General features: G+C 40.1%; 11 protein-coding genes. 9 read left to right on the top strand and 2 right to left on the bottom strand.

The genetic code is table 11. The annotated features are described in order from the left end of the window. Positions 1-276: 276 nt before the first annotated feature. Both BN2628_RS14590 and BN2628_RS14585 read right to left on the bottom strand, forming a co-directional pair. Positions 277-1,536: a hypothetical protein gene (locus tag BN2628_RS14590; RefSeq protein WP_055098436.1), complete on the bottom strand. Its 1,260-nt coding sequence runs from the start codon at positions 1,534-1,536 to the stop codon at positions 277-279. Positions 1,537-1,791: 255 nt separating this feature from the next. Further along, complete coding sequence (locus BN2628_RS14585) at positions 1,792-4,170, bottom strand: transglycosylase domain-containing protein (protein WP_044227582.1); 2,379 nt, start codon at positions 4,168-4,170, stop codon at positions 1,792-1,794. A gap of 404 nt (positions 4,171-4,574) precedes the next feature. Here BN2628_RS14585 and pyrB point away from each other — a divergent pair, with 404 nt between their 5' ends. The 9 genes from pyrB (at position 4,575) to BN2628_RS14540 (ending at position 13,433) form a co-directional block, all read left to right on the top strand. Further along, positions 4,575-5,489: an aspartate carbamoyltransferase gene (pyrB, locus tag BN2628_RS14580; protein WP_021931017.1), complete on the top strand. Its 915-nt coding sequence runs from the start codon at positions 4,575-4,577 to the stop codon at positions 5,487-5,489. Between the two features lie 19 nt (positions 5,490-5,508). After that, on the top strand, positions 5,509-5,970 hold the full coding sequence (gene pyrI, locus BN2628_RS14575) for an aspartate carbamoyltransferase regulatory subunit (protein WP_021931018.1): 462 nt from the start codon (positions 5,509-5,511) through the stop codon (positions 5,968-5,970). A gap of 9 nt (positions 5,971-5,979) precedes the next feature. Further along, entirely contained in the window at positions 5,980-6,549 is a 570-nt protein-coding gene (locus BN2628_RS14570; protein ID WP_021931019.1) for a flavin reductase family protein, read from the top strand. 1 nt (position 6,550) lies between these two features. Next, positions 6,551-7,270, top strand: coding sequence for a porin family protein (locus BN2628_RS14565; protein WP_021931020.1), 720 nt, complete (start codon positions 6,551-6,553; stop codon positions 7,268-7,270). A gap of 80 nt (positions 7,271-7,350) precedes the next feature. Next, complete coding sequence (gene glyA, locus BN2628_RS14560) at positions 7,351-8,631, top strand: serine hydroxymethyltransferase (RefSeq protein WP_044227587.1); 1,281 nt, start codon at positions 7,351-7,353, stop codon at positions 8,629-8,631. A gap of 365 nt (positions 8,632-8,996) precedes the next feature. Beyond that, positions 8,997-10,211, top strand: coding sequence for a tyrosine-type recombinase/integrase (locus BN2628_RS14555; RefSeq protein ID WP_021931023.1), 1,215 nt, complete (start codon positions 8,997-8,999; stop codon positions 10,209-10,211). Between the two features lie 601 nt (positions 10,212-10,812). Next, positions 10,813-11,367, top strand: a complete 555-nt coding sequence (locus BN2628_RS14550; RefSeq protein ID WP_055098364.1) for a UpxY family transcription antiterminator — start codon at positions 10,813-10,815, stop codon at positions 11,365-11,367. A 112-nt stretch (positions 11,368-11,479) separates the two neighbouring features. After that, the gene (locus tag BN2628_RS14545) at positions 11,480-12,598 is read left to right on the top strand and encodes an MraY family glycosyltransferase (protein ID WP_021929766.1); all 1,119 of its coding nucleotides are present in this window, start codon (positions 11,480-11,482) and stop codon (positions 12,596-12,598) included. Between the two features lie 34 nt (positions 12,599-12,632). Then, positions 12,633-13,433, top strand: a complete 801-nt coding sequence (locus BN2628_RS14540; protein ID WP_055098360.1) for a polysaccharide biosynthesis/export family protein — start codon at positions 12,633-12,635, stop codon at positions 13,431-13,433. The last annotated feature ends 14 nt before the right edge of the window (positions 13,434-13,447 follow it).

Below are 13,447 nucleotides of genomic sequence, written 5' to 3'. Positions count from 1 at the left end.
ATCATAATTTATATAAAGTATATTATAAAGGCATAATCCTGCTTCTTTTTATACAAGATACAAGGAAGGACTGTCTGCAAAGCCAGCTCTTCAATTTCTAAACCTTCGGTTTGCAAATCCATAAAAGAAGCATCATTCAATAAACTTGAAATTACTATTTTCCCTGCGTAGGAAATAAAGGTAATTTCAAGGCCTCTACTTTTAACTGTAAGTATAATAGGACGGGGCTATCCGACTTTTGGATAGCCCCGTCCTGAATTTATTATCTTCCGACAATTATTTAATATAATCCTCGTATGTCTGGCTCAAACGATTAAAGGCATCGATCAACTCTCCAAACCCGGCTCTATCGTCTACGAAATCTTCAAAATCAATCATCGTATCGTCATCAAACCGAAGGGCCAATTCTTCTTCATAATAGTAGTGGCAAATTTCTTTATTAGTCTGCCAGTCTGTATAACAATATTTATCTTCGTATGTATACATCTCTCCTTTAGCTAAGGCTGTATTATCGCTCAAATCCACCAAACTTACATCCATATTGGCATTATACACAGCAACCAGAGCATCGACTGTAGCTTTATTTTCATCATCATAGCCAATTTCATTATCAGCCTTAATAATTGCCCCTGGATTTGCAGTTCCCGTAATGGCCAACTGCCCCATAATATTAATATCAACTTTGGCCCAATTTATCTTCTCAGCCTCATTTTCAATATCACTTTCAGAAGCATCTGCATCCGGTATCTGGAACGAACCGGAAATGCTACCCGTAGAAGAAATAAGGAGCTCATTACCGACTTTTAACGTTGCAGAACAATTGACAGACCCATCTTTAGCCGAAACTGTAGCCTCAGCCACATATTTACCGGCAATAGTTATAATAGCATGGTCATTCTGATTGTCCAATTCTCCCTTATAACTTACAGAAGCAGATATTTGTTCTGTTCTGTCAACTGATAGCTCTACATCTACTTGAGAAGGTATAATTACATTGTCTACAACCGTAGAGGAATTTGAAAAAGAAGCTTCAATTTTTACATTATTAGTTTTGCTTCCCTCCATCGGATATTTTACAATAACCTTATTATCTGTACCGGATACGAAATCAAATTCTTCTTTCACAGAATCATAGGTATAGGTGCCTAAATCCAATTCAGCCCATTCGGCAATCGTCATATTACCCGAAGCCAAACCAACGACACCACCCAAATTATTAAGAGCGGTCATAGCTCTCAAGCTTTTCATATTAAATTGAGGGAAAGGACTTGGTTGTATATCTTCTTCCGGAATATTGTTCGCATCATTCAACAAAATATCCAAAGAGTTTATAGCTTTTACAGCTATCTCATGGTCAGCAGGATTAATCTTATTCATCAAATCAACGCCGACAGACTCTACTCGCTGTTTACGTTGTTCAACAGAAAGATTGGAAAAATTACCGCCATTTCCATCATTTTCATCATCTGAGCATGATGTAAAAACAAACGCTGACACCAAACATAATGCTAAAGGAAAGCTCAACAGTTTTTTCATATTACAATATTTTTAATATATATTAAAGTTTTGCAAATATATATTTTATATCTATAAATGCAAATATATACCTGTAAAATAATCAGATTATCGACAAATCCATCAACAGGCATTTTGCATTTTCCATGAAAAATAGACAAAACCAGTATAAATATTTTATAATTTCAATTAAAATAGTTGTATTTAAACAAAAAAACAGGACATTTTTCGTTTAAAAAACATCCTGTTACTTATACAATACACAGTTCTACTATCTCAATCAAAAATTCCCTCAATCGCTTCCGTAGGCTCATCGCTTCCCGTAGGAGGTAACAGACCTCCCTCTACACCTGCACATGGGTCGGCATACTGCGGAGGCACGACAAACGTCTCTTCCGGAGAATATCCCAGAGCCTTATCAGCATATACCTTCTGCATAAACAAGCCAAAAATAGGAAGAGCCATACTTGCCCCCTGTCCATTGGCTATTCCGTCGAAATGTATCGAGCGATCCTCTCCTCCGACCCAGACACCTCCTACCAAGCTGGGTGTAAATCCCATAAACCATCCGTCAGAGTTATTGTTAGTAGTACCGGTCTTTCCTCCCATCTGAGCCTGTATACCATAACGATAACGTATACGCCCACCCGTTCCGTAATCTATTACATCCCGCAACATGGGCAACATCTTATAATATGCCGCTTCACTGAATACCTCAGTCATACGCGGTGTAAACTCAGAAATCACATTACCGAAGTTATCCTCTATACGGGTTACATACAAAGGATCTACCCGTATCCCTTTATTTGAAAATGCAGAATACGCCGTGACCATCTCCTCTACCGAGACATCGGCCGGACCGAGACAAAGAGAAATAACCGCATCTATCTTATTTTTTATTCCGAACGAATGCATCAAACGAACCAATGCCGAAGGAGACAATTTGTCCATCAGCCAAGCAGAAATCCAGTTATTCGAATTGGCCAATCCCCACCTCAGAGTCACATCTTCACCGATGCGGGCTTTCGAAGCATTTCTGGGCGACCACACATTACCCGATTCATCTAGCAGGTGAGGCTGTACATTAGGAGCTATATCACAAGGAGAAAATCCGTCCTCCATTGCCAACGTATATAGAAAAGGTTTTATAGTAGAGCCTATCTGGCGGCGGCCGGCTGCTACCATATCATATTGGAAACTCTTAAAATCGATTCCTCCGACATAGGCTTTTACATATCCGGTACGCGAATCCATCGCCATGAATCCCGTCCTCAAAAAAGACTTATGATAGCGAATCGAATCCATTGGAGTCATCACCGTATCTACCATGCCTTTCCACGAATACACTTGCATTTCGGTTTTCGTATCGAAAGCCTTGCGTATCTCCGATTCGGTAGCGCCATTCTCCCGCATGATACGATACCGGTCACTTTGCTTCATGGAACGATCCAGAATAGCCTCTACATCCGATGTCTTTACCATTCGAGAAAAAGGTGCATAACTACGTCCTTTTTTCTCCTTATCGAAAAGCGGCTGCAAATATCCGCCGATATGTTGAGTCACAGCATCTTCTGCATACTTTTGCATCCGCGAATCTATGGTCGTATATATTTTCAACCCGTCAGTATATAAGTTATATTTCGACCCGTCAGCTTTTCGGTTCTTCTCACACCAACCATATAACGGATTTGTTTCCCATGCGATAGAGTCATCTACATACTGCTGTTTCTGCCAACCACGATAATCACTCTTATTAGGCTTTTTAGCCACCATCATCAACCGTAAATGTTCACGAAAATAAGGAGCCAGGCCATCTTTATGATCCACTTTGCGGAAGGTCAGTTTCAATGGCAATGCCTGCAAAGAATCACGCTGTTCCTTGGTTATATAATCAGCCTTGTACATCTGCTCCAGAACCGTATTGCGTCGTCCCCGAGTACGTTCGTTATGCCGCACGGGATTAAAGTAAGACGGATTTTTACACATGCCTACCAATGTAGCCGCTTCCTCTATTTTCAATTTATCAGGAGTAGTATTGAAATAAATCTGAGCAGCCGACTGTATCCCGACTGCATTATTCAAAAAGTCAAACTTATTCAAATACATATTTACAATCTCCTCCTTGGTATAAAAACGCTCAAGCTGTACGGCAATTACCCACTCTATCGGCTTTTGGAACAGCCGTTCCATAATATTCTCGGCATTTGGAGAAAACAACAATTTAGCCAACTGCTGGGTAATAGTACTACCCCCTCCGGCACTTTTCTGAAAAAGGAGGCCCCGTTTTATCACTGCTCTGAAAAGGGCTTTAGCATCGATGCCCGAATGCTCCCTGAAACGAATATCCTCTGTTGCGATTAAAGCATCGACCAAATCGGGCGAAAGCTCCTTATAAGTCACATACACCCGGTTTGCCTTGCTCTGATAATATCGCCCCAGAACTTCCATATCAGAAGAATATATCTCAGAAGCAAATTTATCTTTAGGGTTTTCAAGATCCTCTATCGGAGGCATATAACCGATATACCCATAAGCAATCAATACAAAAAGTATCGTTACGGCAACAACACCTAACCCGAAAAACACCCATAAATATCGAGCTACCTTTTTTGCAAATTTCGACGGTTTGGCCTTTTCCTGTGAGTTTTTATTCATCTTAATCTTTTCAGAGCTTTAAAATATTATCAAATTTCATTCCCGGCATGACGTCTGTAGAGGAAACCAGAGCATAACAAAGAATTCATTATCGGGACCAAAGTTAATACAAATATTCTATTTGTATATTGATAACAAGTAGCTAACAATATTTTTTAATTAGAAATGCTTCGATATATGCTTTTTTTTATAAATTTGTAATGCCTATGAGACGAAAAGAAAAAAAATATAAATTATTGCAAGACACTCATTTAGAAAAGTGCCATTGGCTCAGTTCGTCAATAGACCGCATCAAATAGACCAATCCGGCCCCACCGTCGAATTGGTCTATTTGTTTTTAGAACCCGATTAGAAATTTATCCGGGAAAAAGGCTTTATGAGTCAATTCTTAAAAAACATATCGCATGAGAAGGGAAAGTTTAGTATCAATTACAGATTACTCCAAAGAAGATATTCTCGACTTATTGGAGAAAGCAAAGTCATTCGAGCAGAATCCCAACCGGCGGGTACTGGAAGGCAAAGTCATCGCAACCTTGTTTTTTGAGCCCTCTACTCGTACACGCTTGAGTTTCGAAACCGCAGTCAACCGATTAGGAGGCCGGGTTATCGGATTTTCCGATGCATCTACCACCAGCTCTACAAAAGGAGAAACGCTGAAAGACACCATCATGATGGTAAGCAACTATGTCGACCTCATCATTATGCGCCACTATCTCGACGGAGCCGCAAGATATGCATCCGAAGTCGCATCCGTACCCATCATCAATGCCGGAGACGGCGCCAACCAACATCCTTCTCAGACGATGCTCGACTTGTACTCCATTTACAAAACCCAGGGGACACTCGAAAACTTGAATATAACTATGGTAGGTGACCTCAAATACGGCCGCACCGTCCACTCCCTACTGATGGCTATGTCACACTTCAAACCGACCTTTCATTTTGTTGCTCCGGAAGAACTGAAAATGCCCGAAGAATATAAAATCTACTGCGATAAACTGCATATCCCCTACGTAGAGCATCAAGATTTCACCGAAGAAGTCATCGACCAGGCCGACATACTGTACATGACCCGTGTGCAACGCGAGCGTTTTACCGATCTTATGGAATACGAAAAAGTAAAAAACGTATACACTCTGCACAACCAAATGCTCAAAAGCAGCAAGCCCAATTTACGCATCTTGCATCCGCTTCCCCGGGTCAATGAGATTTCTTATGACGTAGATGATAACCCCAAAGCTTACTATTTCGAACAGGCTAAGAACGGATTATACGCACGCCAAGCCATTATTTGTAAAGTATTAGGTATAGAAATTTAAACGGATAGGAGTAAACATCATGAACGCAAACAAAAAAGAACTCGAAGTTGCCGCTCTCGAAAATGGGACGGTTATAGATCATATCCCCTCCGACCAGCTGTTCAAAGTCGTATCCTTGTTAGGACTCGAAAAGCTAAACAAAAGCATTACGATAGGGAACAATCTGATAAGTAAAAAAATCGGTAAAAAAGGTATCATAAAAATTGCTGATACTTTTTTCAAAGAAGAAGAAATCAACAAAATTGCCCTGATTGCACCGAATGCTAAAATAAATATTATTAAAGATTACCGGGTTACTGAAAAAAGACCGGTAACCCTCCCCGACGAAATTATCGGTATCATCAAGTGCAATAACCCCAAATGCATTACCAACAATGAACCGATGAAAACCGTTTTCTATGTAATCAACAAAGATAATGTAGAAGTCAAATGCAAATATTGTGAACGGGCTGTCGGTAAGGACGAAATAGAAATAATATAATCCTTTTATATGAAACACAACTGGAAGCCGGGAACCATGATATATCCGCTACCTGCGGTTCTTATTAGTTGCGGGGTAGTCCCTGAAGAATATAACCTGATAACAGCCAGTTGGGTAGGCACTATTTGTACCAACCCTCCCATGTGTTATATCTCTATACGGCCCGAACGTCATTCATACCCTATTCTAAAAAAGAATATGGAATTTGTCATCAACCTTACCACGAAAGATATGGCATTCGCAACCGACTGGTGCGGTGTACGTTCAGGAAAAGATTACGACAAATTTAAAGAAATGAAGTTAACCCCGGTTCCTGCTTCCATTGTCAAAGCACCTTGTATCGATGAATCTCCACTCTGTATAGAATGTCGCGTCAGGGAAATATTATCATTGGGTTCGCACAATATGTTCATCTCCGACGTTATTAACGTAATGGCAGACGAGAAATATATAGACCCCGCAACCGGGGCTTTCGATATGCAGAAAGCGAATCTCCTGGTATATTCTCATGGTCATTATTATGAAATGGGAAAAGAAATAGGTAAATTTGGGTGGTCGGTTCAAAAAAAGAAAAAGTAATATGCAAAAACAATGGACATTGCTCATGCTTCTTTGCTGTATAGCCTCACTATCGGCACAAGAACGGGATATCCCGAAGGAACGCTTCAACTGGGGATTCCGGGTCGGGGTCAATGCCCCTTTTGTCGACATACGTTCGGCAAAAATAAATGATACTCCCATAGAACTACCCTCGGCCAACAGTAAAATAGGATTTCTGGCATCTGCTTTCGGAAGAGTCAATATACAACAACATTACCTTCAATTAGAAGCCGGAATAAATTATTTGCGAAGCGATATAGAATTACAACCCGAAGACTTTATCCCTACGCTACAACCAAGCAATATCAAAAGTTCTATCATAAACCGTATATATACCCTGGATATCCCGCTATTATACGGGTACAACTTTGTAAAACAAGGTCCTTACGAACTGGCATTCTTTACCGGACCCAAATTTAAATATATATTGAAAGAGAACAACCATATCGATAATTACGACATACGGTATGCCATAACCACCGATGAGTCGCTGAAACCCTTTACAGTCAACTATCTTATTGGTGTAGGCGTATCTATCTCCCGGCTTACCCTCGACTTCAGATACGAATTTGCCCTTACCAATATACACAGTTCCGGAGGTTACACCCTCAATAGTCCCGATGTAGCGCCCACATCCAACAAGCTATCTATAAAGCGAGGAATAAACCTTCTTAGTTTTTCATTAGGATTTGTATTATAATCGCTACATTTTACCATAAAAAAGGCTACCTTTGTAACGAAATTATTAAAAAACTCAAATATTTATCACATATCAAAAACATGAAGAGAGACAATGCCATCTTTGACATCATCGAAAAAGAACGTCAAAGACAATTAAAAGGAATCGAGCTTATCGCTTCAGAAAATTTCGTAAGCGAACAAGTAATGCAAGCCATGGGCTCTTGCCTGACAAACAAATATGCCGAAGGCTATCCCGGAAAACGTTATTATGGCGGTTGCGAAATAGTAGACCAAAGTGAACAAATTGCCATAGACCGTCTAAAAGAAATATTTGGGGCCGAATGGGCCAACGTACAACCTCACTCCGGAGCACAAGCCAATATGGCTGTTTTCATGGCTGTTTTAAATCCCGGAGATAAATTCTTGGGACTGAACTTGTCCCACGGTGGACACTTGTCTCATGGTTCTCCCGTTAATTTTTCCGGACTTATGTTCCAACCGTTGGAATATGGAGTAAAAGAAGACACCGGATATGTTGATTATGATATGATGGAAGAAGTAGCTTTACGCGAACGTCCGAAATTACTTATCGGTGGTGCCTCCGCTTACTCCCGCGAATGGGATTATGCACGTATGCGTAAAATTGCCGATGAAATCGGAGCTATCTTCATGATCGATATGGCACATCCCGCCGGGCTCATTGCAGCCGGCTTGCTCGACAATCCGTTGAAATATGCACATATCGTAACATCTACCACTCATAAAACCTTACGTGGACCACGTGGAGGTATTATCTTGTTAGGTAAAGATTTTGATAACCCATGGGGCAAAAAGACACCTAAAGGCGAAATCAAGAAAATGTCGGCTTTGCTCGATTCTGCAGTATTCCCAGGTGTACAGGGAGGCCCGCTCGAACACGTAATCGCAGCCAAAGCCGTATCATTTGGAGAAGCATTACAGCCCGAATACAAAGAATATCAAACCCAAGTAAAGAAAAACGCTGCCACCATGGCCGCTGCATTCATCGACAAAGGGTACAAAATCATTTCAAACGGAACCGACAATCACTGTATGTTGATAGACCTCCGTACCAAATTCCCTGAACTGACAGGTAAAGTGGCCGAAAAAGCATTAGTACAGGCAGACATTACTGTAAACAAGAACATGGTACCGTTCGACAGTCGTTCACCATTCCAGACTTCGGGTATACGTGTTGGAACACCGGCAATTACTACTCGCGGGGCAAAAGAGGATCTCATGCTCGAAATAGTAGAAATGATAGATACAGTTCTTTCCAATCCGGAAAGTGAAAGTGTCATCAAATCTGTAAGAGAAAAAGTAAACGAGACCATGAAAGCTTATCCTCTATTTGCCTATTAATTATTTTGTTTGCTAATCAATTCCCCTCAAGGAAAGTGACACGTTATAGGCATTTTCCCTGAGGGGAATTTTTATTCTCTCCCCTACCTCAAAAACCGGATTATCCCGGCTTGTCAAAATAGAACACCCCTCCTTTTCGAAAGGAGGCGAAAATACAAAACCCTCGCACAGCGTCTTTTCTCAGTGAAAATAGTATTTCATTAATCAAAGAACATATAAGTATATTTTTCGCACAAAAGAAAAAAATAACTCGGCAAATAGAAAATAAAAATATATGATTTTTAACACCATATTTACATTCAATCTATTTTATTTATCATTCTAAATTGTTTTAGAACCAGAATTAAATAGAAAGAAACTAATTTATGGCTACATTAAAAGTAAAATTTCGCGAATCCAGCGTTCCCGGCAAACCGGGGACCATCTTCTATCAAGTAAGACATGAAAAAAAGACCATTCAAATTGCGACACGCCTGCACCCTTTTCCCGAACAGTGGGTCAGTATCACCGAAGGACCCGCTACATCCGATATCGAAAATAAAAAAAACTTGACTTACATACATCGGGTAATCGATGCCGATACTGCATTGCTCGATAATATCATCCGTGAGTTTGAACAGACCGGTAAAAAATATACCGTACACGATATTGCCGATAGATTTCGCTCACCACAATGTCAAACGCATGTTCTCACATTTTTCAAAGAACAAATCACCTTTCTATCCATGAGCAACCGGTTAGGTACAGCCCGTAACTACCTACGCACGATGAATAGCTTTTCCTCCTTTCTTCACGGTGACGACATTCCCTTCAAGCTTCTCACAGAAGAACTCATTTTTGAATACGCCGAATGGTTACAACTAAAAGGAGTCAAACGCAACAGTTCCTCATTTTATATGCGTGTCCTGCGGTCAGTCTACAATAAAGCCGTTCGCAAACACTTTGCACAACAAACTTTCCCTTTCCAGAATGTATATACCGGAGTCGATAAAACCAAAAAACGCGCAATAAACGAAGATGTCATTTTACAGTTGTATCAGATGAAAATATCATCACCATCACTCGCATTGGCCCGGGACCTGTTCATCTTCAGCTACTGCATGCGCGGAATGGCTTTCGTCGATATGGCTTTTCTCCGTCACAAAAATATTCGGGGAGGTTTTATTCACTACACCCGACGGAAAACAGGACAACAGCTTTCCGTACATATAGAACCCTGCATACAGGAAATTATAGACCGTTATTCATCCCAAGCCGAGCAGACACCCTATCTCTTGCCCATCCTGACCTCCGAAGACCCTGTCAGGTCTTTTTCTCAATACCAGACTGCATTAGGGTACTACAACCGGCAACTGAAACAGCTCTCTCAAATGCTCCGACTGGATATATCACTATCGTCCTACTGTGCCCGACACTCTTGGGCCACTGCAGCCCGTAACCATAATATCCCCCTCTCTGTCATCAGTGCCGGTATGGGACACACATCAGAAAGGACAACACAAATTTATTTAGCAAGTTTGGAAAATTCGGTTATAGACCGGGCCAACCAAAATATTATTGCTTTCTTAAAACCTGTTTAGAAGCCTGTCGTACTTTTTGTACGGCTGATCCTAAGACTCTTACAGAAAAAAGTAAAAAACTATCTATAAAAGCAAAAATTGGCAAAAATTATATTATCAAAAAACTTAAAAACAGACTTTTTTGATATAAAAAATAAAAGTGCGATTTCTAACAAAGAGATATTATAAATAGTCAATATATTAATAATCAATTATATAACTGATATTTCATCCTGATTTTTATAGATTGTATTACATTTTGGTTTACTAAATTTATTATAAAAAAAGCTTTTATATATGGAATAGATAAATAAACTAATGTTTTTTTGATATTATTTCAAATTGTAAATATCTAATAATTAATATATTATAAGTATTAAAGTATAATTTTATACAAAAAGAAATATCTTACGATTGCATAAGTCATACAAAAAATGTACTTTTGCAAAAAGTTAGTAACATCTCTTTGTTAGAAACGACACAGTTTATAGTTATTAAGACAAAAGCAGCATATAAATACTTGAAATATAGGAAATTACAATATATTTCAGGAGCCAGAGATATAATTATTTTGTATATAAAAACATAATATTTTATATAGAATATTAAACACACAGCGATAATGGAGTATAACAATAACAAACAAGATTTGGTTTGGTTCGCAATGAGTGCTCCTTATTGCAGGGAATTAGAAGCAAAGCGTTTACTTGACAATCGCTCTATCGAAAACTTCATTCCCATGTGTTATAAAGTATCTGTCAAGCAAAACAAGAAAACCAGAGTATTGGTACCGGCTATACACAATCTCATATTCGTACGCACAACTCGTCCAATTATTAAAGAGACCAAACGGCAGATATCGATTCTCCAATATATCACCCGGACAGATAATGGAAAAAACATTCCCGTTATCGTGCCCGATATGCAAATGCAGCAATTCATCACTGTATCTAAAACAAATAGCGAACAGCTTATTTACCTAAGACCGGAAGAAATCAATCTGAAAAAAGGTACACGAGTACGCATACTCGGAGGGACGTTCGATGGTGTCGAAGGAATCTTTGTAAAAATAAAAGGTATCCGAAGCCGGAGAGTAGTCGTAGTGATACCGGGAATTACTGCCGTAGTCACAGCCGAAATCCAACCCGATTTGATCGAAGTCATATCTCAATCTTGAAACAAAAACCAAAAAGAAAGTTGCCCGTTCTCTTTGGAAAACACAAGGTAGGGAATACAGTACCGATATTAGCGTAACAATCCGCTAAAAATATAAACAAATCTCATATATTATGTATTTTTGGATCATCAACATTAGCTTAGTATTTTTACTCTGCGTTTTCTTTGCAGGAATACTCATTCCGAAAATATTGCTTATTTCTTTCCGGAAAAAACTGTTCGACGTCCCTGACGAACGTAAGATTCACACCAGTATTGTCCCCCGGTTAGGCGGCATAGCATTCAAGCCCGTTATCTTTTTCTCCATCGCATTACTGTTAGGAGTAAATCTTATCTTGGGGCGACCGGAAATCTTCGCTGAGTTAGAAGCCAATGTAGCAGAGCTTTCTTTTGGATTCTGCACGGTTATGATTCTCTACCTGGTAGGAATGGCCGACGACCTCATCGGTGTACGCTATCGGGCCAAATTCGTCGTCCAGATTTTATGCGCTGTATTATTCATTGCCGGAGGCGTATGGATAGACAATCTGTATGGTATCTTCGGTATCTCCGATTTGCCTGCTTGGATAGGCTATCCCCTTACCATACTGGTAGTGGTATTCATCATCAATGCCATCAATCTCATCGACGGTATCGACGGACTGGCATCAGGATTAAGCGGTGTGGCCCTGCTCTCCTACGGATTGGCATTCATGCACTTGCAGCAATATATCTATGCCATGTTGTCATTTGCTACATTGGGGGTACTCGTCCCGTTCTTTTACTACAATGTTTTCGGGAATCCGGAACACGGTAGGAAAATCTTTATGGGAGATACCGGCAGCCTGACCATAGGCATCATGCTGTGTTTCCTCAGTATCAAACTCTCTCTCTATACACCTACCCGGGATACATTCCTGTACAATCCGGCAGCCTTGGCCTTCTCCCCCCTGATGATTCCATGTCTCGACGTAGTCAGGGTATTCATTCACCGCATCCGGATGAAGAAGAATCCTTTTATGCCGGACAAGAGCCATATACACCACAAATTGCTCGCGCTCGGTATGCCGCAGCGTAAAGCCATGGTTACCATCGTGTCTCTATCCCTTATATTTTCGTTGTGCAATGTCGTATTATCCCAATACATCAATATAAACCTGTTGTTAATCATGGATATTCTTGTATGGACCGGAGCCAACATCTGGTTGACCAACAAAATAGAACACCGGAACCTGAATCCCAATTATCGATAATATAATTTATTTATAAACAAACAGTCATAAAATCATGCGTATTATCCATATTTTATTCATACCGATAATTATAGCACTTCTTTGCTCATGCAATTCTTCAAAACAAGTCTGCTATTTTCAGGATATGCAGCCGGGAGTCAAAGAAACAATCATATCTCCCCAAGAGATAAAAATTCAACCCAAGGATAAAATATCTATTCTGGTCAACAGTAAAGACCCTCAACTGGCCAACTTATTCAACCTGCCGGTTATGACTCGTCAGATAGGACAATCTTCTACCTCTCCGTCCGGAAGTAATCAAGGAGTTTCCGGTTATACTGTCGATACAGAAGGGAATATAGATTTCCCCGTATTAGGAAAAATACACGTAGCCGGTATGAAACGGGAAGAGATTGCTTCCTATATCAAAAACGAACTTATCTCAAAGAATCTGGTCAAAGACCCGGTCGTTACCGTAGAGTTTATGAATCTTGCCATATCAGTTTTGGGCGAAGTCGGTAAACCAGGAAGATACAACATAGACCGGGACAAAATAACCCTGCTCGATGCTATCAGCATGGCAGGAGACCTCACCATATACGGCAAACGGGAAAACGTATATGTAATGCGCAATGAAGGGGGGAAACAGACAAGCTATCAAGTCAATCTGCTATCCGCTCAAGATGTATATTCCTCACCGGCCTATTATTTGCAACAAAACGATGTGATATATGTAGAGCCCAATTCCGTTCGTGCCCGCCAGTCCACAGTCAACGGGAACAATGTTCGTTCTACCTCTTTCTGGATATCTCTGGCGTCTTTGTTAACGACCATAACCGTATTATTTGTCAAATAATTATTCTTATCATA

This window comes from Gabonia massiliensis (genome assembly GCF_001403595.1).
Classification (GTDB): Bacteria; Bacteroidota; Bacteroidia; order Bacteroidales; family Coprobacteraceae; genus Coprobacter; species Coprobacter secundus.
Note: the sequence above shows the minus strand (reverse complement) of the source record. Positions and strands in the feature narration are given on the sequence as shown.